Genomic DNA, 22,366 nt, shown 5'->3' on the forward strand with positions numbered 1-22,366 from the left:
ACCGTAATTTCCTCACTTCCTCTATCTTTACTCATTTTCCATCTCCCCTCCCTATTATCCTTAACATACTTAGTTACATCGAAGACCAACGTTTTTTAAATAATTTATATTCACTCAAAAAAACATTCCTTCACCTTAATAAACACTTCTGACATTCCGGTTAAATACCCATCAAATAACCATAACGACACAAATAATTACAGGTCTAACATTTAACTTAACCACAACATTAACCTCTTGTTTTAACTAAAAATAAAACTATCCATAATAAATAAAGACAACTCATAACCAAAATAATAATTTGAACTCTAACTATTTTTCTGTCATTTTATAATTAATTGAACGTTCAATAAAAAATAAAAGGACCGAAAGATGCCCAAGGTTGGGATGCCTGACATTAGAAAACCACAACTTGTAAAAGCGACTATGAAGGTCATTGATCGTGTTGGTTTGCACGCCGCTAGCATTGCTTTAATTAGTAAAGAGGCTGGTGTATCAACAGGGATCATAAATCACTATTTTGGTGGTAAGCACGGTCTACTTGAAGAAACCATGCGTGAGATCCTTCGCCAACTCTCCAATACCGTTACATCTCAATTAAAATCCTTACCTGTTGACGCTCATCAACTACGCATCAATGCCATTATCAATGGTAATTTTGAAGGCTATCAAGCAGAAAACGAAGTCGCTAAAACTTGGTTAGCATTCTGGTCTTACTCGATGCATGACGAACAACTAAAGCGTCTACAGCGTGTAAATGAAAGGCGTTTACTGTCCCACCTACGAATTGAACTAAAAGCCATGTTGAATAACCAACAAGCAGAACTCGTTGCTCACGGGATCGCATCATTAATTGATGGTGTTTGGTTGAGAGGTACATTAAACCCAGAAGGCATTAACGCTGACAAAGCACGTGCCATCATCAATGACTACCTTGAAAAGCAACTTTACTTTTATTCAAGTCAGCCAATAAATCACTCATAATAATTATTAAGTCAGATATTCAAATGGAAATTAACTCATTATATATCGATGGAAAGTCGATTCCAGCTACGTCTGGAGAAACCTTCACTAGCATTAATCCTGCTAATGGCGAACCAATTGCACAGCTAGGTCAAGCCTCTCAAGCCGATCTTGAGCTTGCTATTGAATCGGCAAAACGTGGTTTCGCGGTATGGTCTGCCATGACCGCCATTGAACGCAGTCGTATTCTTCTCAATGCGGTAAAAATACTTAGAGAACGAAACAACGACCTTGCTGCGCTTGAGGTTATGGATACCGGTAAACCGCTTCAAGAGGCATTAGAAGTTGATGTAGCCTCTGGTGCCGATGTCATTGAATACTTCGCAGGATTAGTTCCTGCAATGCAAGGTGATCAACAACCACTGGGTGAAAGCCAATTTTTTTACACTCGTCGTGAACCACTTGGTATTTGTGCAGGTATCGGTGCCTGGAACTACCCTATCCAGATCGCTATGTGGAAATCAGCACCTGCATTGGCAGCGGGTAATGCAATGATCTTCAAACCATCAGAAGAAACGCCATTAACAGCATTGAAACTGGCCGAAATATTTACCGAAGCGGGATTGCCAGATGGCGTGTTCAACGTCGTTCAAGGTGATTATCGTGTCGGTCAAATGCTGACTGCACACCCTGATATCGCAAAAGTGTCTTTCACAGGTGAAACAGGAACAGGCAAAGCAGTCATGGCTGACAGTGCAAAGACACTAAAATCTGTCACGATGGAGCTCGGAGGGAAGTCCCCAATGATCGTTTTTGATGACGCAAAATTGGATGATGCCGTATCCGCAGCGATGGTGGCAAACTTTTATACTCAAGGCGAAGTGTGCACCAATGGTACTCGTGTTTTTGTTCATGAAAATATTTATGACGAGTTCATTAGCCAACTTAAAGTTCGCACTGAAAAACTGATTATCGGTGATCCAATGGACATCGAAACCCAAGTCGGAGCTCTGATTTCAAAAGCACATTTAGCGAAAGTGCTAGAAGCAATTGAACAAGCCAAACAGTCAGGTGCAACTCTGCTTACCGGTGGCTATCAAGTGATTGATAAAGGGCTAGAAAACGGTAACTTTGTGATGCCTACCGTCTTTGTAAATTGCGAAGATGATATGCCACACGTTCAACAAGAAATCTTTGGCCCTGTTATGTCAGTCCTGAAATTCACTGACGAAGACGAGGTTATTCGCCGCGCAAACGACACTAAGTATGGGCTCGCTGCCGGTATTTTCACTCAAAACTTATCACGAGCTCACCGAGTAATTCATCAAATGCAAGCGGGTATTTGTTGGGTAAATACGTGGGGAGACTCTCCAGCAGAAATGCCAGTAGGCGGTTATAAACACTCGGGGGTTGGACGTGAAAACGGCCCTGAAACGCTACTGCATTACACGCAAACCAAAAGCATATTAATAGAGCTTGGTGATTTCGCTAGCCCTTACGCTTAATTTACCCTTCCAATAAAAACGTCTAGCCCTATGCGCTAGACGTCACGGAGAATACAGACATGGAACAACGCTACGATTATATTATCGTCGGCGCGGGTTCGGCCGGCTGTGTGTTAGCAGATAGACTAACCGAAAGCGGTCAACACAGCGTTTTATTATTAGAAGCAGGCGGGACGGATAAGAGTATTTTTATCCAAATGCCTACTGCTCTTTCTTATCCTATGAATTCTGAAAAGTACGCATGGCAGTTCGAGACTCAACAAGAATCAGGACTCGATGGACGCCAACTACACTGCCCTCGCGGCAAAGTTCTTGGTGGAAGCTCATCGATCAACGGCATGGTTTATGTTCGTGGTCACGCGTGTGATTATGACGAATGGGAAGAAAATGGCGCGACAGGTTGGAACTATCAAACCTGCTTACCTTACTTCCGTAAAGCAGAAACATGGAGTAAAGGCGCGGATCAATATCGCGGAGGCGAAGGCCCTTTAGGTACGTGTAATGGCAATAACATGACACTTAACCCTCTATATCAAGCCTTCATCAATGCAGGTAAAGACGCTGGATACCCAGAAACATCAGACTACAACGGCTATCAGCAAGAAGGTTTTGGTCCAATGCACATGACGGTAGATAAAGGCGTTAGAGCATCTACCTCAAACGCATATCTTCGTCGTGCTTTAAAGCGTCCTAACTTAACGCTAATGAAAGGAATTATCGCAAGAAAAATCCTACTTGAAGACAAGAAAGCCGTTGGTATTGAGTTTGAAAAATCAGGAAAAATCATCAATGTGCATGCGAATAAAGAAGTCATTTCAAGTGCAGGTTCAATTGGCTCAGTTCAATTACTTCAACTGTCAGGCATAGGCCCAAAAGCCGTCTTAGAAAACGCAGGCGTAAAGGTAAAACATCAACTCTCTGGTGTTGGTGAAAACCTGCAAGATCACCTTGAAATTTACTTCCAATACCACTGTAAAGAACCCATTACTCTTAACAGTAAACTGGGCTTGATAAGTAAAGGCTTAATAGGCACAGAATGGATACTAACTCGCAAAGGGTTAGGCGCAACAAACCACTTTGAATCGTGTGCTTTTATTCGCTCTCGTAAAGGTTTGAAATGGCCAAACCTTCAATATCATTTCTTACCTGCAGCGATGCGTTATGACGGACAAGCCGCGTTTGATGGTCATGGATTTCAAGTTCATGTTGGTCCAAATAAACCAGAAAGCCGCGGAACAGTATCAATAACCTCAGCGGATCCTCACGCAAAACCAAAGATCGTTTTTAACTACATTTCGACTGAACGAGATCGCCAAGATTGGCGCGATTGTATCCGCCTTACTCGTGAAATTTTATCCCAACCATCAATGGATTCATTCCGTGGTGATGAAATACAACCGGGTATCGAAATCACGTCTGATGAGGCAATTGATAAATGGGTTAAACAAAATGTAGAAAGTGCTTACCACCCTTCTTGTGGTTGCAAAATGGGTAAAGAAGAGGACCCAATGGCCGTACTTGACGAAGAGTGCCGTGTGCGTGGGATTGAAAATTTACGCGTGGTCGATTCTTCTGTGTTCCCAACGATTCCAAACGGAAACTTAAATGCTCCCACCATAATGGTTGCAGAACGTGCCGCCGATTTCATTCTTGGCAACCCTATGCTCACAGGGGAGCACGCCCCCGTTTGGATAGCACCAGAATGGGAAGAGAAACAACGAATAAACGCACCAATAAGAGAAGCAAACACGCTTTCTTAAATAATAAGAAACACAAAAAATACAGTCAGCAGCGCCGTTATACCCAATGGCGAAAGGAATCATTACAAGGAATTATTATGTCACTTACAAAAAAGACACTTGCCACATTAGCGATCAGCTCATTCGCTTTTAACGTGTATGCCAATCAATGTGAAACCGTACGTTTTGCAGATGTCGGTTGGACAGACATCACCGCAACAACCGCAGTAACCTCTGAACTACTTAAAGGCATGGGCTATAAAACCAAAACCGATCTTCTTTCTGTTCCCGTCACTTACTCTTCAATGGCAAATGGCGACATTGATGTCTTCTTAGGTAACTGGATGCCAACCATGGAAGGGGATATCGCTAAATACCGTGAAGCGGGCACAGTAGAAACCGTTCGTGCCAATTTAGAAGGCGCTAAATACACACTTGCCGTACCAAAATATGTGTACGATGCAGGTGTTACAAGCTTTGCAGATTTAGCGAAAAATGCCGACAAGTTCAAAGACCGCATCTACGGAATCGAACCGGGTAACGATGGTAACCGTATCATTCAATCAATGATTGATTCTGACGCGTTTGGTCTTAAAGAGTTTAGTGTTGTTGAATCAAGTGAAGCAGGTATGGTTTCTCAAGTATCACGCGCCGTTCGTCGCAGTCAATGGATAGTGTATTTAGGCTGGGCTCCACACCCAATGAACAGTAATGTAGAAATGGAATACTTATCAGGCGGTGATGACTTCTTTGGTGCTAACTATGGCGGTGCAAGCGTTTATACCAACGTTCGCTCTAACTACCTTTCAGAATGTAAAAATGTTGGACAGTTATTACAAAATCTAGAGTTCAGTCTTGAGATGGAGAATGAATTGATGGAAAACATTCTAAATCAAAAAATGACGCCAGAGAAAGCGGCTCAACAGTGGTTAAACAAAAATCCACAACAAGTAAAAGCATGGCTTGAGAATGTGAGATCACTGCAAGGTGACGCCGCAAATAAATCAGTAACCGAATACCTAAAACAAGTTAAAGCTTAATCAATAATGGTGGGTTTCGACCCACCTGTCATTTAAGGAAATATTGTGAATTTTATTACAGAGCACAAAATCCCTGTTGGGCAATGGATGGAAACAGGCGTTGACTGGTTAACTATCAATGCCGCTGGTTTTTTTGATGCCATTTCATTTTTTCTAGAAACTATTATCCTATTTTTAGTCGATGTATTTAAATGGATGCCTCCTGCGCTTCCTATTCTTATGACCGCTGCTATTGCGTGGTATTTACATAGAAAACCATCATTAGTGATTTTTGTCGTCATCGCATTACTCACTATTCTAAACCTTGGCTATTGGCAAGAAATGCTGGAAACCTTTGTCCTTGTTTTTGCAGCGACAACGATTTCCGTATTAATTGGCGTACCGATTGGGATCATGGCTGCGCACCGACCTTGGCTTTATACCGTGCTAAGACCGATCCTTGATTTAATGCAAACTGTACCAACTTTTGTTTACTTGATTCCAACTCTCGTTTTATTCGGTTTAGGTATTGTTCCTGGGTTAATTTCTACCATTATTTTTGCCATAGCCGCCCCTATTCGTCTTACGTATCTTGGTGTCACAAAAGTGCCGGGAGAGTTAATTGAAGCAGGCAAAGCGTTTGGTGCAAGCCGCATGAAGTTATTACTCAAAGTAGAATTACCTGCGGCACTTCCAAGCATTATGGCCGGCATCACCCAATGTATAATGTTGTCGTTATCAATGGTGGTTATTGCCGCACTTGTTGGTGCTGATGGCTTAGGTAAACCTGTTGTTCGAGCGCTTAATACCGTGAATATCTCACAAGGTTTTGAAGCAGGATTAGCCATTGTTCTTGTCGCTATTATTCTTGATCGCTTATGTAAAGCACCAAATCAGAAGGAAGTATAATCATGGATGCCATTACTATAAAAAACCTCGATGTGGTGTTTGGAAAAAAAACTAAACAAGCGTTGGAATTATTAGACCAAGGGAAAACTCGCCAAGAGATTATCGACGAGATAGGCCAAGTTGTCGGTGTTGATAATGTCTCTCTTTCAGTTAAAGAAGGCGAGATTTGCGTTCTAATGGGATTATCGGGTTCAGGGAAATCAAGTCTGCTTCGCGCCGTGAACGGGTTAAATGAAGTAAGCCGCGGTGAGCTCATGATTAAGAATGGCGACAAACTTGTTGATGTCGCTCTGTGTGATGAAGAAACTTTACGCCATTTACGTACTCAACGTGTTTCGATGGTTTTCCAAAACTTTGCATTAATGCCATGGCTTACTGTGCTTGATAACGTCGCTTTTGGTTTAGAAATGCAAGGCATCGCAAAAAACGAACGCCGAGCAAGAGCACGTGAACAAATTGAAATGGTTGGCCTTGCTGAATGGGAAATGAAATACCCTCATGAACTTTCAGGCGGTATGCAACAACGGGTTGGTTTAGCCCGTGCGTTTACGATGGATACCGACATTCTATTAATGGATGAACCATTTTCGGCACTTGATCCTCTTATTCGATCTCAGCTTCAAGATGAACTTCTTCTATTACAAACAAAGCTAAATAAAACCATTTTATTTGTTAGCCATGATTTAGATGAAGCATTAAAAATTGGCAATAACATTGCGATCATGGAATCGGGTAAATTAATTCAACACGGTAAACCAGAAGACATCGTGCTTAACCCGAAAACAGAATACGTGAAAGATTTTGTTGCTCACACAAATCCATTGAATGTATTAAAAGGCCGTTCATTAATGCAGCCTCTCGATTCACTTAAACAGGAAGATCAACGTTGGAAAATTTGTGATACTAAAAATTTATGGGTTAACCAACACCCATCGACGTTGAGTATTGAAGGGCAACCTGAGCTTACTTTAGTTAAGTGGGAGCAGACAAATAATGACTTTTCTGCAATAAATCAAACAACATTAGTTATCGCAAGCCCTGAGATCGGCATGCGAGATGCCATTAAGTTGAAACAATTAAGTAATCACCCTATCTTACTTGTCGAAGACAATCAGTTAGTCGGTATTCTTGATAATAATGAGTTTTACAGCGCCCTTATTGGTGATTTTCAATTAAATAACGCCGCATAAAAATACCGACCGCAGTGATGAGGAAAGTCCACTCCTCTTCACTGCCCCAATCAGTCGCTAGCACACAATATAGAGAAAAACTCATGATTGATGAGCCTGTAAAGTTATAAATGATTGAGAATCATCTGAACATCAGTACAATGCGGAAATCAACAACGTTGTAAACTATTCAATTTTGCATTTATACAAAGGTCTGTTACGTGGATAAACATGAAGAAGTACTGGTTGCTATTCGTCAGATAATTCGAGCTATCGATTTGCAATCGAAAAAACTGAGCAAAGAATATGGATTAACTGGTCCTCAACTTATTCTAATGCGTGCTATTCAAAGCATGCACAATGTAACGATCAAAGAACTGTCGAAACACACAAGTGTAAGCCAAGCGACAACGACAACTATTATCGATCGTTTAGAACATAATGGATATGTTCAACGTATTCGTAGTGAATCTGATCGACGAAAAGTACATGCTAATTTGACAGAAAAAGGCGAAGAATTACTTAGTAAAGCACCTCTTTCTTTACAAGATAACTTTGTAAACAAATTCCATAATTTAGAATCTTGGGAACAAAGCCTAATACTGTCTTCAATGCAACGCGTCTCTTCAATGATGAACGCTGAAGATATTGATGCGGCTCCAGTGCTGCAATTAGAAGGCATAGCAAAAAGTTAGTTTATGTAAGCTATTAGCCTACCATAGGCAAACTACTTATATTTAGAACATAAATGAAAAAGCCCAACATCAAATGACGTTGGGCTTTTTTGTGCTTATATATTGGATACTGATTTTTTATAGCAAAAAATTAAACATTCGCACTCATCTAAAGCATCATTCAATCTCATTAATTTTTTGCACTTCCGCACACAATAAAAAATAAACACTTAAAAATTAGCCACATTTCCTACTTATTGAAGAATTTACGACTATGTTAATAGTTCTAGTAAAATGCTTAATGCCAAGTGAGGGAACATGAAAAAAACATTTATTAAAGTTGTGGCAATGACCGCTGTGGCCATCAGTTTATCTGGATGTGTTGGCAGCATGGCAGTGACAGGAAAGCTAATGCAATTCAACGTTGAAGTCGTAGATAACCGATACGCTCGAGCTGGAGTAAACTTTTTATTATCACCCGTTTATGCAATTACAACCGCCGCCGATTATATCGTTTTTAACTCGCTTGAGTTCTGGACGGGGAAAAACCCAATTAATGGATCTCCACATATTTTTGATAGTAAAACAGAGACCATGCTAAATATTAATGACGATTTAGATGACTCATTAAAAACAGCACCTGTAGGACCAATCACCCTGCAAAGAACTTATGAAACAGGTCAATTTCAACAAATCGATGAAAACACAATTCAAATGGATATTACGTATTCAAACGGAGATAAAGCAACGCTTCTTGGTTTAAAAAATGACAATCAAGTAAGTTACTTTATTGATGGTGTACTTGTTGCGGAAACTACAATTGAACAACTACAAGAACTAGCAGCATCCAAAGCCTAATGCTTACTTAAATATACTCATTGATTTAATAAATAAAAAGCCCAATATTATTAGAGTGATATTGGGCTTTGTACTAATAATAAAGCTTATTAATCAATTAACACCAACGAATCTAAAATCCCTTTGCCGCTGTGGATCCCACCTTCATTTTCACTGGCAGGTTTACTGCGAATTAAATACCCTGCATAGCCTTCAAACTCTGTCACTGGTTTACCATTGTAATACGCTGTAAATAAACCAATTTCACTCACTAAATCATCCACCATAGTTTGTTCACCATCACGAACGGCAATGGTTGGCGTATCACGCTCATGTGGATATAAGCGTTGCATTAACGCCCATGCATCGTATTCTTCTGGTGCTAACTGAGTTAATTTTCCTGCGATATTCTGACCAAAGATACAATGACCACCACCTTCTCCTTGGTTTTTTAATACCCATTGATTTTGGTCTGCTTCGGTCGTAAACCAATCTATAGTTTGCGTATTAATCGGCTTCATCTCTGCCAGTACACTTTTAACTAATTGAGCCTCTTCTAACGTTAACCCCCAACGAGCATATTCAGTTTCTGGCATCATGGTTAATAACATTTGCATTGATTTACTGGTCGCTAATTGCTGACTGATCGTGGCATTCACGGCAACATGATGCTGCTCGATAAACAGTCTAATTTGACTCAATGTATGGCAGCACACTGGCTCATTTAATTCCGGTGCGAAATAATCCTCATATTGATAACCCGCACGTAAATAAACAACATCAATGGCCCCTACATTCTCAAGTAACAGTCGCTTATTCTCTCCACTAGAAAGTTGAGTACTTAACTGCTCAAAGGTGCGTCTTACGGTGCGTATTCCTTGTTTCTGCAGTTCAACTTCAAGTAAATGTTGGTCATAAACGTTATCTTCATTCTTCTGAACCACCATTAAAAACGTGGGTTTACTTTGGTCAGAAAAATCCGCTTTAATCGCTCTCGCAGTAGTTGCAATACCATAGGCCAATTGCTCCAAACCGTGGTTATCTGCAGAAATAGCTGAAGGGTCTTCAATCCATTGATTATACGTTTCTGGCCATTGGTGCTTCATAAAAGAGTGGAACTCAGCTGCTCGCTGCCCAAACGGCCCCATCCCTGCTGCGATTCCATTAAATTCAATTACCTTTGCTCCGTGCTGACGGTCATCCATAAAATCGGTACGCATCAATAATAATGGCTGACGCTCTGCGACAAGTTTATTGCCTGCATCACCATGTAATTGTTGATGCAATGACATTAACAAGCCAAAAAACGGATCGGCTTTCGCCATGCTGCTTAATGAGGCTTGAAGAAATTCATGATCTTCAGAGACGTTATTAATCAGCTTAGTTATCAATGGGGTTACCGTTAATAAATGATTATATACGTCACGCTCAATAGTCATTGGTGCGATACTAAATGGACAGTGTCGTGCTGTATTATCTGCCTGTCGAAAAGCCACACCATGCATAATCGCCCACTCACAAGCGTCTTCAATTATTTGTTGAGAAACAAACGGTTTTTTTTCTGTATTCATTTTAATTACTCTTAAATTCAATAATTCAAGCAGCGGTAATGCTAGCTAAACCAAGTGTGCTGTTCTGATGTTCATCTTCTTCTTGTGCTTTTTGTGTTAGGTACAACTCTCGATAATCTCCAGCTTGCACAATAAGTTCATCATGGCTGCCACTTTGAACCACTTTTCCTTTGTTCATTACTAATATTTGATCGGCGTTTTTAATGGTTGATAATCGATGCGCGACCATAATGACTGTTTTCCCATCTCGAATATTTTCTAATGCGGCTTTTACTGTCTCTTCCGTCTCACTATCAATGTTGGCCGTCGCCTCATCTAAAAGAAAAACACTTGGATCATGTGATAAAGCACGAGCCAGAGCTAACAGTTGTCGCTCTCCTACAGAAAATGAACCTCCACCGTGACCAGGATGATAATCATAGCCATCGGTAAGACGTTTAATAAAGTGATCAGCGTTAACTTGTTGCGCCGCTTGCATCACTTTTTCTTCGTTTGGCCTATCATGAGATAAGTCGATATTTTCTTTTATTGAACCACTAAAAATCGTTGGATCTTGAGAAACCAGACCAAATAATTTACGTAATTGGACTTCAGGTAAAGATTCAATCGGCTGACCTCCAATTAAAATAGAGCCTTGTTGCTGTTGATAGAATCGCATCAGCAAATTAATCACCGAACTTTTGCCACTGCCAGTATGACCAACTATCGCTGTAAACTGCCCTCCTTTAGCGACAAAATTCACATCAGATAAGACCAAATTACCTTCGTCATAACTTAAATCAACATGACGAAACTCAATGTCATGCGGCGCTGAGATTTCAACATGTTCTTGTGGATAGCGATTCTGTTCTGATTGCTCATCCAATAATTCAAATACACGTTTTGATGCAACCGTTGCCACCTGTAATTTACGTAGCTCCATTGAAAGTTGACGGAACGGGTCAAAGAAACGTTCGATGTAGTTCAAAAATGCGTATAACGTACCCACTTCAACCGCGGTAGTTAATGATCCATAAGCAAACCACGCCACAATTCCTGCTGCCGTTAGATTCGACACTAAACGGGTTAATGGGATCAGCATGAAGCTATCTATCGCGATTGATTTGGTTCTAAACTCAAACCAACGTTGGTTTTCTTGCTCAAATTTTTCTTTAAATGCTTTTTCTTGATTAAACGCTTGGATCAGCGCCATTCCTTGTAACGATTCATTAATCCGCCCATTGATATTGCTGATCTGCTCTCTAATCCCATTAAACACTGGCATTGAGATTTTTCGATACAAATGCATTGTTGTCAGTAATATCGGGATCAATACCAAACTCAATAGCATCAAGCGCCAATCCAAGATCGCTATCGCAATAAATATCGCAATGATGCGTAAGCTACCTTGAATGATCGTCGGTATCGTTGAAACAAACATATCGCGCATAGATTCAGTATCATTGGTAATATAAGAAACCAATTTACCGGCAGATAATTTATCAAAGCTACTGATCGAGAAATTCAACACATGATTAAACAGCTGTTTTCTCACGTCATTAATCACCAACAAGGCACTATGACGGAATGACACGGCTTGCAAATATGTAAATAACGCCGAGATCACATAAAACAACATCACCAAGCTAACAAGACCAATCAGGTGTGGCCACTCAAATTGTTGCGGTACGATTACCTCATCAAGGATAATCTTTGCTAGCCATGGAATTGCCATTTCAGCACTTATCGCTACCGTTAGCATCGTAAAGGCGACAATAAAACGTGCTTTATGAGGTAAAGAATAGGCTAATAATCGCTTAAATAAAAAGGCATCACTAGGCTGTTGTGCATTTTCTTCACGCATGAGATTCCCCCTCTGATTTTGACCCTTGAATACTCTCACTTGGGATATCTTCAATAACGGTGTTTAGCTGACTTTGTCGTTGGTAAACCATTGAATACCAACCTTGATTAGCCAATAGATCATGATGTGACCCTTGCTCTTCAATTTGCCCTTCATTTAATACAAAGATCCGATCAGCTTCGATTAAATTAGGTAAACGTTGAGTTACTAATAACATGGTTTTATGACTGTAATTTGCCTTTAGATTTCGACGAACAATCACTTCAGTTTTAATGTCTAACGCACTGAATGGATCATCCAACAACAGAATATCCGCATCAGATAGTAAAGCTCTTGCCAGTGTTAATCGCTGACGTTGCCCACCAGAAAGATTACTTCCTCCTTCTCGTAGTTGAGTATTAAACCCATCAGGCATCGCATCAATTTCGCTTTTAATTCCCGCCATCTCTGCAACATGTTTGATTTGCTCTTCTGTTGCATCCGGTTTAGCCAGTGCGATATTTTCAGCAATAGAGCCTGAAAAAAGAAATGGCTTTTGTGGAACCCACGTCATCTTGCTGCGTAATGAATGAAACGTTAATGATTCAACAGAATGACCATCAATACTTATATTTGATGAGCTTTGTAACTCGAACTGTCTTAGGATCAATTGTAATAAGGTACTCTTTCCACTGCCGGTTGGTCCGGTTATACCAACAAAACCACCTTCAGCTACCCTCATATTAATGTGCTCTAATGCTCGGCGATTCGAATTCTGGTAAGAAAATGAAGCGATATTAATATTCAGCGTTGCTTTCGCATCAGTTGGTAATATAACGGTCCCCTCTACCACTTCTTCTTTTTCTGAAAAAAGTGCTTCCAAGCGTTTCCACGACGTACTGCCACGCTGGAAAACATTAAACTGCCAACCAAATTGTAAAAACGGTCCCAATAACTGCCCAAGGTATAACGTAAACGTAGTAAACAAACCCACCGAGATCTGTCCATGGCTAATTAACCACGCCCCATAAGTCAATGAAATTACAAACGATAAGCCGTAAATTAACTGGATAGTTGGTGCAAATGCGGCATCCACTTTCGCAACGGCTAAATTTGCTTCTAATGTTTCATCCAGTGTTTTACCAAAGCGCTGCTCTTGACGCTGCCCAATACCATGAGAGCGAACGGCACGAATACCAGAAACAGTTTCACGCGCTTCTTCATTTAAATGAGCGAAACTTGCTTGCGCGCGACCAAATGTTTTATGCAGATTAGTACCATAATGTTTAGTGATATAAACCAATAACGGAAACGGTAATAGTGCAACAGCAGTAAGCTCACCACTCACAATGAATATCATGCCAAAAATAACAGTCAAACCGGCGATAAAGGAATCGACTAAAGTCATAACCCCCATTCCTGTTGCCTCTTCAACCGCATTCAAATCATTAGTGGCATGAGCCATTAAATCACCCGTACTTCGACGAGAATAAAATGACGGTGACAACCTTGAAAACTTTTTAAATAAGTCTCGACGCAGCACTTTCGCAATAGCAATAGAAGCCCCATACAATTGACTTTGCCACACATAACGTAAGCCATACATAGCAATCGCAGAGAGAGCAATACCACCAATATGAATCAATAAATACGCCATAGTTAGTTGGTTAGCACTGATACTATCGATGATCCTCCCAATTAACCAAGAAGGTATTAGACTGAGTAGCGCCACCACTTGTAATGCGATAATGGCGATAATATATTGGCGTGAAAACATCTTGATGTAACCGCGCAATTTCCACAAAATATTCATTAAATTACGCTACCGCCTCTTCTATTTCACAATCACACTGTAAATAATTTTTTTTCTGAATAAACTCATCAAAACTAATGTCTTGTTGTATTTCCATTTGCTGTTGTTTAACTAAAGACTCTGTCACTAAACGAGTTAAATTTTCCATTTCCTCTTCTTCAATCTTAGTGTCTTGATGCTGTTTAAAATGCACTATTGAGAGTCTCTGTGTTGCTCGTTTATATGAGAGTTTTTCCTCTTTCATCATTGCTAGCAGTTGTGCTGATGGCGTTAAATTACTATCTACAAACTTAGCTTTCTCACGTTCAATACCTTGTTTATGCCCTTGTGTAGCAAACGCATTATCTAGCCATGTTGCAACAGGTATCATTGCATCCAGTAATTCAGAACCAAGATCTTTAAGCTTAATACCTCCCTCTAACGTTGGTAATAATAGCCCATGTTTTCGCCCTTCTGTTGCTACTAACTCTTGACGACGGGCAATTAACTCTCGTTCATCATCGGTTAATTCTGGACTTGGTGCTAAAGCGTTGTAGGTAAGAAATGCATCAAGAAAATGACTTTGTTCTTCACTGATCCCTAATGGTAATAGTGGATTATTATCCAGACTGCGTAATTCAATGTATTGGATACCGTGATGGCACATTGCATATAAAGGACGCAATTGGTCATTAACGATTTTAGGTCTTACCGAACCATACAATTCATTTTCTAATTGTAAGACTGACCCATTTAATTGCTGCTCAGAATTTAGATGAGCATAACGTGCGCTTGGTGTTGTTAATGCATGACATAAATCAGTTAAATATTCTTGTTTACTATTAAAGCTCGTTGGATAAAGAGACTGCTCATTACTGCTATACCCCATATTGCTTAAACGCAGCGAAGTTGCCCATGGTAAATAATAAGTATCTTCGTCAAAAGTAGCTAAGGGGTGAGCTTGATCTGCTAAATAGCTTTTATCTACCGCTGGCGATGCGCCAAATAAATAAGGAATAACCCAACCGTTACGTAGAACATTACGGATCAGATGAAAGTAGCGATCTGAAATAAAATCATTTAATGGTAATTCACTACCTAGGTGTGCGTGTAATGTTGCCCAGAATGAATCGGGTAATGAAAAGTTATAATGAATGCCCGAAATTAACTGCATTCTTTTTCCATAACGATTGGCTAAGCCTTCACGGTAACGCACCTTATGTAGCCCAGTGTTCGATGACCCATACGCGGCAATCTTAATCTCATCATCATTTGGCAGTGCAGGTGGCATACTTGCCCCCCACATGATTTCATCTTCAGGCAAATGCGTCGCAACAAAATGATGTAAAGAAGCCAACGAATCAAACGTCGCTTTTCTTTCTGTCATTGCAGGGGTAACTAACTCTAATTGCGCTTCTGCAAAATCAGTCGTTATGTAAGGGTGCGTTAACGCAGAACCCAACACTTCTAGATGAGATAAGTTTGAAATACGGTTTTCAGGCGTAGTGCGGATCAACTCCCTTTCAATTCCACGTCGAATGTCATGCAACGTATTCATAGCATTGTCGTTATTTAAAAAAGAAAGCGCATTAGATTCTAGGTATTTCACATCTGTATTTTTCATTTATGTTCTTCATAAGAATATTTTTAACAACTTGAAGACGTACAAATAGAGAAAAAGACGCAAAAAAATTTAAATAAAATGAAAAAGAAAGAAAAGTAGATAAACGGAAAATAATGACTCTATTTACCGTTTATTTTAAATAGGAAATGAGACTACTTTTGATGTGGGGAGCAACTTGCTTTTTTAGGCGAATAACCCGTTACAATGCCCCCATCATTGAGTTCAAAATCACAACAGGTCATAAGATTTTCACGAAACTTTACTCGCCCACGTTGAATTCGACTTTTTGCCCCAGACAAGGATAACCCTAACTTATCAGCAATCTCTTGTTGAGGAACGCCTTCTAGTTCAGCTAAACGTAAAGGAATACTGTATTTTTCTGGAAGCTCATCAATTAGTGGACGGATACATTCAGCCATCTCTTTTCGAGCTTCCTCTACCGTATCTTCATCTTCTGCGACTAAATCTTCCGGTAGCTCATCATAAGGCAACTTATCACGGTAAAAATCCATGATGGTGTTATAGGCAATTTTATATAACCACCCTTTCAAGCTACCTTGAGATTTTAATTGGTGCAAATTGCTGCTGGCTTTTATATACACATCTTGAAGTATGTCATCTACCGCACTTGCATCATCCACTCGTTTGTAAACGTAATTACGCAATTGCGCTTTGTGATTTTGCCATTCTGACAGCATAAAAACGGAACCTCAAATAAGTGAATATGTTTAACCACTAAAGGAAAAATCATATTTTAGAACTGATACAAAATAAAATATTTACGATAGCTCATTGTAATCGATAACGCCTTATATAGGAAAAAAGCCCAACATCAAAAGTGATATTGGGCTTTTTAACGTCTTTAATCCATTCATCAATGAGCGAATATTTTAAAATAAGAGAGTGGTTAGCCTATCTCTAATACCGCAGAAGCTATCGCAAAATAAATTAATACGCCGGAAATATCGGCGATAGAGGTTATCATTGGGGCACTAGCAGAAGCGGGATCTAAATTGAGTTTATGTAAACCAAAAGGAAGTATAGTGCCAATTAAGCTACCTATAAGCACAATCGCTATCATACTTAAGCCAACCACCATCGCAATCTCATAGCCACCGCGATATAAACCTAAAAGATAAACGGCAGCAGCCATACTCAAACCAAGCCCTAGAGCGACAAATACTTCTCTGCCAAGCATTTTACCCCAGTCATTTGGTTTTACATCACCGGTAGCTAACGCTCGAACCATTAAGGTTGCAGATTGAGACCCGGCGTTACCACCGCTATCAATTAATAAAGGTAAGAAAAAAACCAACGCGACATAAGAGGTAATGATCTCTTCAAAGTAAGCGATACCTGCCCCTGAGAATACATTACCAAAAACAAGCAGCACTAACCAAAATACGCGTTTCTTATAAAGCACGCCAATTGACGCATTTTTTATGCTGATATTACTATCTTCAACACCAGAACCTTTATGCATGTTGTCTGCTGTTTTAATATGTTCGGTGTCTGTTTTTTGTTGTACAAATTCCATAATACGTCTCCAGGTCTGAAGACATATCACCCTCAGATCATCATGTAGAAAAAGAGTTAAACCACCAACTTGGGGGTTCCTGTTTACTTGTGTTCATGATGTGCTTCCTTGTATAAACAAGATGGGTTAATGGATAGCAGAAAAACTGCATTCAAAGACGGGCGGACTTTACCCAATAATAGTAAGAGATGCCATTATGGTGTGTAAGCAGGTATTGCAATAATCCCCTTCATTTACATTCAGCAATAAATACAGAAAAAATAATTAAAACGGCCATAAACTGATTAAATAATCAGCAATTAATGCGCATTGACTCATAAATGAGAACGCAATCGATATCACTATTTGCGAAAGTTAAGTTGAGCAATTACTCTATAAATATAATTACTCAAAAAGAGCCAACTCTTATGAAATTATTTTCACGTCTATTTTTATTCATTACTGCTATAACTTCTTTTTCTAGTTTGGCAGCATTAGGTGAACACCCAATAATCTTGATCCATGGCTTTCAAGCTGGTCAACTTCAAACCAAACCCAATCATGATGCGGTTGTTGCTGATGGAAAAACCTATTGGCAAGATTTTTGGTTAACTAAAGCCGATGAGCGTATCGACTGGCCTTCTCACGAACGTGTTGCAGGAAAAATTTCAAGCGATTACGTATGGCCAAAATTAAAAGCTCTTTCTGAAAATAACACCTGTCAAAATGGCTGTATTTTAGTGACTCATTCTACTGGGGATCTGGTCGCTCGCTATTTGTTAGACAATCAAGAAAACTGGCTGACCAATGCGGGGTTAGCTCCTCTTAATATTATTGCGACCTTTGATTTTGCTGGTGCAGGCGGTGGTTCTGAGCTGGGTGATATGGCGATTAATATCTCAGAAGGCAGTGGCGTATTAAATGCTCCGCTAAAATACGCAATGTCATTATGGTTAGGTGAAACACCTAGTGCAGGGAATACCGGCGTACTTAATGATTTAAAAATTACCAATGCACGCCAATTAGCCCCTTTACCTGATAACCGTATTCCTCGCATTCGCTTTGTCGGTAAAGGCAGTGACTATTTTGGATCAACCAGTGGATTTTTACCGGGTAAAGATGATGGCGTGGTATCAAGCCATTCTTCTTGTGGTTCAAGTCAATCTGGCTCATTTACAAGCTGTTCAACAACTCTCGCTTTTGATGGGAAAATAGAAAACCAGCCACAAGCGGTGACTAATTTTATGCCTTATCATTACCCACTATTGATGGGAGATGATTACAGCCATAGCGGATTAATTGGCACAAAACATCAAGGCAAAGTAACGGCAGTAAGCCAACAAAAAACACTGCTCGATGGCACAATCATTAAAGTAAGTACGACAGATTCTACTTATTGGTTAAGCGGCAATACATATCGTTACGTTGATAACTCAAAAAATGAAACCATGTCTGAACTGGTTAGTGATTTATTGTGATGAATAAGAATACTTTATTTATTGGTGCGCTGTTGATGACTTCAGCCACCACTTTTCATTGGATAATGCAGGATAACTCAGCCCCAACAATGGCAGGAGATCATTCTTCAGTAAAAGCTCACCAAAAAATAAAAACAGCTTCAGAAAGGCAATTAAAAAAAGAAGTCGTGCAAACAAAAACAGACCTTACACCTCCACAAGAACAAGATGAGATACCTCAGGCTTTCCCACAAGAGTTAACCAAACAATTTGCCTTATTATCTAAAGCTTACGCCGCAGATATTATTTATCCTTCATACTCAACGCCACTGCTTTCTAACGATAAAAGTTATCTTGAACCCAATCATTTTAGTGAAGTTAAGATCCCTGTATTAGATGGTTCTCATAAAGCTTCCCTCTCTTTAGATAAATATCGATTTTCTTACCCTGAGCCTATTACCATCACTCTTAATTCAGATCTCGCGGTTGATCATATCGAGTATGAGCTATTAGACCCAGAAACTCGCAAATCCCTCACAACTCAATACTCACAAGAGTTAATTACTGAGTTTTTACCTCAAAAAGAGTGGCCTCAAGAGATTAGAATTAAAGCGGTAATCTCTTTTTTAAATGGTGAAGATACTCTCACTACCGATATTCAATTCTCAAATCCAGTGGCTTATGTTAACTCAATAGAGCCTCCCTACTCTGCAGGAAGCGATATGATATTACCACTGAACGTTGAAGTGAAAGAGTCCGGTAACTACCGAATTAGAGCCAACTTATTTCAAAAAGATGGGAAGCCGGTTGCTTCCTTAACAAATAAAGGGAAACTCTCTCAAGGTGACGCTGTCTTTCAACTAAAAGCACATAGTTCGGTGCTTAAAAATGATGTAGCAGAGTTTGAACTGCGAAATATCACGGTGGAAAAAATGTCTAACTTTCCTGGAGAGAAAACGCGTTATGGCACAAGCCGAAAACCTGTTTTCCCAATTTCATCGTTTGATATTTCAAGCTTAAATGATGAACCCTATCAAATGTCAGAACAAGAAAAAGAGCGTCTTCAATTTTTAAATGACATCGCTCAGCAATAAAACGAAAAAAGGAGATCATATGATCTCCTTTTTATTATCAGTATTTGTTCTAATTCAGCATTTCACCATTATATTCACCGGTTAAGGTTTTTAAATAAGCACTGATATCAGCAACTTCACTCTTAGATAAGGTAACACCCACTTGGTATTGAGCCATAGCTGCAACTGCATCATCTAAAGTGTCTGCACTTCCATCGTGAAAATACGGTGCAGTTAATGCAATATTTCGTAAGGTAGGCACTTTAAAACGATTCATATCATGCGCTTTGTTGGTTACATTAAAGCGACCATTATCCACCTCAGATACATTGCCTCGCTCGCCAAAGTAATCCGCTTTTAAGCCCATAACTTCGAACGTTTGCCCACCCATTGCTTGACCAGCATGACACGTCGAGCATTTATTTTGCTTAAATAATTCATAACCGTGTTGCTCTTGCTCGTTTAACGCTAATGCATCGCCTTTTAAGAATTGGTCAAATCGGCTGTTTGGTGTAATCAAAGTTTTCTCAAATTCAGCAATCGCATCTGTAATGTTATCACCAGTGATCCCATCAGGATAAATCGCAGCAAAAGTCGCTTTCATCTCTTCATCAAGCTCAAGTTTACCTGTGATTTGATCCCATGAGGTTGATCCCATTTCAATAGGGTTCATCGGTGGCCCACCCGCTTGTTCTTGTAAATCATTCGCACGACCATCCCAGAATTGATGAATATTGTAAGATGAGTTAAACACCGTCGGCGCATTAATTGGGCCTTTTGAACCATTAATACCAGTTGAGGTGGTTAATCTATCCACCCCACCCGTTGATAATGAATGGCAGCTAGAGCAGGCTACCGTGTTATCACCAGACAGACGTTTATCATGGTATAGCGCATCACCTAATGCCACTTTTTGTTCATCTACCGTTATGTCAGCATTAATTGGTTGAACGGCTTCGTATTTAAACTCTGAGCTTGCCAATGAGTGCTTCTTCTTTTGTTCTTGCTTTATCCATGTGCGTAACGTTTGTTTTTCTTCGTTGGATAAGTTTGAGCGCCAGTGCATAGATAAATAGGCTTTTGGTGGCATAGAATTATCATTCAATACGCCACTGATCTTAGCCAATGCAACGTCTGAAATTTGATTACCCTCTTCAAAACTACTTAGTACTTCATCAAATTGAAAATGACGTAATCCACTTTCTACGTCTTTTTTCATCAATTGTTTAGCGATAGGAAGATTGGCATAAAAAGGCATTTCGCTATTTTCAGTATGGCAATAACCACAACCATTCTCTGTTAATACTTGAAACGCAGCTGAAGATATAGGGTCATCTTTAATTTGTGAGTTCGCTAGCTTTCTTTGACTCCGAGTGTCATCTGATGAGTCAACTACATAAACGGTACCAAGGTAGGCAATGACGCCAAGTCCTATAATTAATCCTATTTTTTTCATCATTCTCTCCTGCAATCTGAATATGCGCACACGATAGAGTGAAAAAAAAACGCTTTCCAAGGAAGAAATATCATCAGAATCATCGATTTAATCGATACCCCAACCTGATAACATTAAATAACCTTACTTTTCATAATGATAAATTACATCGGACTTTTATTTGTGTATTTTTTGTTAAATTACTAGCCGCTGGTTTCTTATTTTAGATCAATTTTATAAATCTTAATTTCAGGTGATGAACATAAAAAAGCCCGCTCATATTAACTACGAACGGGCTGCGCACTTTCTATCTATTATATTAGATAATCTCTTCTGTTCAGTTCTAGTTCTGTAGTGACTAGAACTTCACTAAGCGACTTTCTCTGCTTTCACTGTGATCTCTGGTGTATTAAAATGCTCTTGAGATGCGATAAGTTGCAGTTCATATGCTCCACGATTGAAGGTTTCTTGCATTACAGAATCAACCGCAGCATTGGTACGTTCAAACGCATCAATTGGAGAGTAACCCGCCATTAAGTTAGCAAGCATCACGCCACTGATTAAATCCCCAGCCCCTACTGGCTGACGCTTTGCATCAAAGTCATATAAAGGACGAGAAACGTGGTAGCTACCTTCTTTGGTGGTTAATAGCATTTCAAAGCGATCTTTTTTAATACCCGCACGACTTAAGTGTTTTACCACTACCATCTTAACGCCTTTTTCAAGCAGTTGATTATTCGCTTCAATCACTTGATCTAAGGTGTTGATCGTCATACCGGTTAAACTTTCTAACTCTAATAAGTTAGGCGCAATAATATCTGCTGATGCAAGTGCGGACTCTTTAAAAAAAGTAGTCACTTCTGGTGCAACAATGCAGCCTTTTTCAGGGTGACCCATTACTGGATCACAGAAGTAAATTGCGTTTGGATTGTCTTGTTTTATTTTCTGAACCGCAGTGATGATCTCTTCACCTTGCGCAGCTGATCCTAAGTAACCACTTAATACTGCATCACAAACGTGAGTTGCTTCAATTGCTGATAAACCACCAACCAATTCAGAAATATGACCTGCTGGCATCGCAATGCCTTTCCAGCCTTGTTGATATTGTGTGTGATTTGAAAACTGTACCGTGTTGATAGGCCACACTTCCATTCCCATTCTTCGCATTGGAAAAACCGCAGCACTATTACCTGCACAACCAAATACCACATGAGACTGAATGGAAAGAATACGTTTCATAACATCACCATAATTTAAAATA

General features: G+C 39.7%; 18 protein-coding genes. 10 read left to right on the top strand and 8 right to left on the bottom strand.

Annotated features, from left to right (window positions below; translation table 11 throughout):
• Positions 1-372 precede the first annotated feature (372 nt).
• The 8 genes from betI (at position 373) to AC2INI_RS10800 (ending at position 8,836) form a co-directional block, all read left to right on the top strand.
• Positions 373-984: a transcriptional regulator BetI gene (betI, locus tag AC2INI_RS10765; RefSeq protein ID WP_486304815.1), complete on the top strand. Its 612-nt coding sequence runs from the start codon at positions 373-375 to the stop codon at positions 982-984.
• A 23-nt stretch (positions 985-1,007) separates the two neighbouring features.
• Positions 1,008-2,468: a betaine-aldehyde dehydrogenase gene (gene betB, locus AC2INI_RS10770; protein WP_486304816.1), complete on the top strand. Its 1,461-nt coding sequence runs from the start codon at positions 1,008-1,010 to the stop codon at positions 2,466-2,468.
• Positions 2,469-2,527: 59 nt separating this feature from the next.
• Positions 2,528-4,228: a choline dehydrogenase gene (betA, locus tag AC2INI_RS10775; RefSeq protein ID WP_486304817.1), complete on the top strand. Its 1,701-nt coding sequence runs from the start codon at positions 2,528-2,530 to the stop codon at positions 4,226-4,228.
• A 77-nt stretch (positions 4,229-4,305) separates the two neighbouring features.
• Positions 4,306-5,247 carry a choline ABC transporter substrate-binding protein gene (locus AC2INI_RS10780; RefSeq protein WP_486304818.1) on the top strand — a complete coding sequence of 314 codons (942 nt, stop codon included), beginning with the start codon at positions 4,306-4,308 and terminating at the stop codon, positions 5,245-5,247.
• Positions 5,248-5,292: 45 nt separating this feature from the next.
• Complete coding sequence (gene choW, locus AC2INI_RS10785) at positions 5,293-6,135, top strand: choline ABC transporter permease subunit (protein ID WP_486304819.1); 843 nt, start codon at positions 5,293-5,295, stop codon at positions 6,133-6,135.
• Positions 6,136-6,137: 2 nt separating this feature from the next.
• Positions 6,138-7,325, top strand: coding sequence for a choline ABC transporter ATP-binding protein (gene choV, locus AC2INI_RS10790; RefSeq protein ID WP_486304820.1), 1,188 nt, complete (start codon positions 6,138-6,140; stop codon positions 7,323-7,325).
• Between the two features lie 200 nt (positions 7,326-7,525).
• Entirely contained in the window at positions 7,526-7,999 is a 474-nt protein-coding gene (locus AC2INI_RS10795) for a MarR family winged helix-turn-helix transcriptional regulator (RefSeq protein WP_122036392.1), read from the top strand.
• Between the two features lie 297 nt (positions 8,000-8,296).
• Positions 8,297-8,836 (top strand): DUF3332 domain-containing protein, encoded by a 540-nt coding sequence (locus AC2INI_RS10800; RefSeq protein WP_122036390.1) that lies wholly within the window; start codon positions 8,297-8,299, stop codon positions 8,834-8,836.
• 89 nt (positions 8,837-8,925) lie between these two features.
• On the opposite strand, the gene AC2INI_RS10805 is transcribed toward AC2INI_RS10800, so the two are convergent.
• The 6 genes from AC2INI_RS10805 to AC2INI_RS10830 form a co-directional block, all read right to left on the bottom strand.
• The gene (locus tag AC2INI_RS10805; RefSeq protein ID WP_486304821.1) at positions 8,926-10,386 is read right to left on the bottom strand and encodes a glutathione synthase; all 1,461 of its coding nucleotides are present in this window, start codon (positions 10,384-10,386) and stop codon (positions 8,926-8,928) included.
• A gap of 25 nt (positions 10,387-10,411) precedes the next feature.
• Complete coding sequence (locus AC2INI_RS10810) at positions 10,412-12,229, bottom strand: ABC transporter ATP-binding protein (RefSeq protein ID WP_486304822.1); 1,818 nt, start codon at positions 12,227-12,229, stop codon at positions 10,412-10,414.
• Positions 12,222-14,021, bottom strand: a complete 1,800-nt coding sequence (locus AC2INI_RS10815; protein WP_486304823.1) for an ABC transporter ATP-binding protein — start codon at positions 14,019-14,021, stop codon at positions 12,222-12,224. The genes AC2INI_RS10810 and AC2INI_RS10815 overlap by 8 nt, the downstream gene beginning before the upstream one ends.
• Positions 14,022-14,025: 4 nt before the next feature.
• Positions 14,026-15,624, bottom strand: coding sequence for a glutamate--cysteine ligase (gene gshA / locus AC2INI_RS10820; RefSeq protein WP_486304824.1), 1,599 nt, complete (start codon positions 15,622-15,624; stop codon positions 14,026-14,028).
• Positions 15,625-15,776: 152 nt separating this feature from the next.
• A complete protein-coding gene (gene sigZ, locus AC2INI_RS10825) occupies positions 15,777-16,322 on the bottom strand; it encodes an RNA polymerase sigma factor SigZ (protein ID WP_486304825.1) in 546 nt (181 codons plus the stop codon).
• A 209-nt stretch (positions 16,323-16,531) separates the two neighbouring features.
• The gene (locus tag AC2INI_RS10830) at positions 16,532-17,161 is read right to left on the bottom strand and encodes a magnesium transporter (RefSeq protein ID WP_122036378.1); all 630 of its coding nucleotides are present in this window, start codon (positions 17,159-17,161) and stop codon (positions 16,532-16,534) included.
• Positions 17,162-17,568: 407 nt separating this feature from the next.
• Between AC2INI_RS10830 and AC2INI_RS10835 the strand changes: the two genes are divergently transcribed.
• Both AC2INI_RS10835 and AC2INI_RS10840 read left to right on the top strand, forming a co-directional pair.
• Complete coding sequence (locus tag AC2INI_RS10835; RefSeq protein WP_486304826.1) at positions 17,569-18,618, top strand: hypothetical protein; 1,050 nt, start codon at positions 17,569-17,571, stop codon at positions 18,616-18,618.
• Complete coding sequence (locus AC2INI_RS10840; protein WP_486304827.1) at positions 18,618-19,691, top strand: hypothetical protein; 1,074 nt, start codon at positions 18,618-18,620, stop codon at positions 19,689-19,691. The genes AC2INI_RS10835 and AC2INI_RS10840 overlap by 1 nt, the downstream gene beginning before the upstream one ends.
• Positions 19,692-19,740: 49 nt before the next feature.
• On the opposite strand, the gene AC2INI_RS10845 is transcribed toward AC2INI_RS10840, so the two are convergent.
• Both AC2INI_RS10845 and pdxY read right to left on the bottom strand, forming a co-directional pair.
• Positions 19,741-21,126, bottom strand: coding sequence for a cytochrome-c peroxidase (locus AC2INI_RS10845; RefSeq protein ID WP_486305722.1), 1,386 nt, complete (start codon positions 21,124-21,126; stop codon positions 19,741-19,743).
• Between the two features lie 348 nt (positions 21,127-21,474).
• On the bottom strand, positions 21,475-22,344 hold the full coding sequence (pdxY, locus tag AC2INI_RS10850) for a pyridoxal kinase PdxY (RefSeq protein ID WP_486304828.1): 870 nt from the start codon (positions 22,342-22,344) through the stop codon (positions 21,475-21,477).
• Positions 22,345-22,366: the final 22 nt, after the last annotated feature.

Source organism: Aliivibrio friggae (assembly GCF_057368515.1).

What these genes read in the sequence shown, in the direction of transcription:
- betI (WP_486304815.1), top strand. Translation starts at nt 373, where the DNA reads ATGCCCAAGGTTGGGATGCCTGACATTAGAAAACCACAACTTGTAAAA.
- betB (WP_486304816.1), top strand. Translation starts at nt 1,008, where the DNA reads ATGGAAATTAACTCATTATATATCGATGGAAAGTCGATTCCAGCTACG.
- betA (WP_486304817.1), top strand. Translation starts at nt 2,528, where the DNA reads ATGGAACAACGCTACGATTATATTATCGTCGGCGCGGGTTCGGCCGGC.
- AC2INI_RS10780 (WP_486304818.1), top strand. Translation starts at nt 4,306, where the DNA reads ATGTCACTTACAAAAAAGACACTTGCCACATTAGCGATCAGCTCATTC.
- choV (WP_486304820.1), top strand. Translation starts at nt 6,138, where the DNA reads ATGGATGCCATTACTATAAAAAACCTCGATGTGGTGTTTGGAAAAAAA.
- AC2INI_RS10800 (WP_122036390.1), top strand. Translation starts at nt 8,297, where the DNA reads ATGAAAAAAACATTTATTAAAGTTGTGGCAATGACCGCTGTGGCCATC.
- AC2INI_RS10805 (WP_486304821.1), bottom strand. Translation starts at nt 10,386, where the DNA reads ATGAATACAGAAAAAAAACCGTTTGTTTCTCAACAAATAATTGAAGAC.
- AC2INI_RS10810 (WP_486304822.1), bottom strand. Translation starts at nt 12,229, where the DNA reads ATGCGTGAAGAAAATGCACAACAGCCTAGTGATGCCTTTTTATTTAAG.
- AC2INI_RS10815 (WP_486304823.1), bottom strand. Translation starts at nt 14,021, where the DNA reads ATGAATATTTTGTGGAAATTGCGCGGTTACATCAAGATGTTTTCACGC.
- gshA (WP_486304824.1), bottom strand. Translation starts at nt 15,624, where the DNA reads ATGAAAAATACAGATGTGAAATACCTAGAATCTAATGCGCTTTCTTTT.
- sigZ (WP_486304825.1), bottom strand. Translation starts at nt 16,322, where the DNA reads ATGCTGTCAGAATGGCAAAATCACAAAGCGCAATTGCGTAATTACGTT.
- AC2INI_RS10830 (WP_122036378.1), bottom strand. Translation starts at nt 17,161, where the DNA reads ATGGAATTTGTACAACAAAAAACAGACACCGAACATATTAAAACAGCA.
- AC2INI_RS10835 (WP_486304826.1), top strand. Translation starts at nt 17,569, where the DNA reads ATGAAATTATTTTCACGTCTATTTTTATTCATTACTGCTATAACTTCT.
- AC2INI_RS10840 (WP_486304827.1), top strand. Translation starts at nt 18,618, where the DNA reads ATGAATAAGAATACTTTATTTATTGGTGCGCTGTTGATGACTTCAGCC.
- AC2INI_RS10845 (WP_486305722.1), bottom strand. Translation starts at nt 21,126, where the DNA reads ATGAAAAAAATAGGATTAATTATAGGACTTGGCGTCATTGCCTACCTT.
- pdxY (WP_486304828.1), bottom strand. Translation starts at nt 22,344, where the DNA reads ATGAAACGTATTCTTTCCATTCAGTCTCATGTGGTATTTGGTTGTGCA.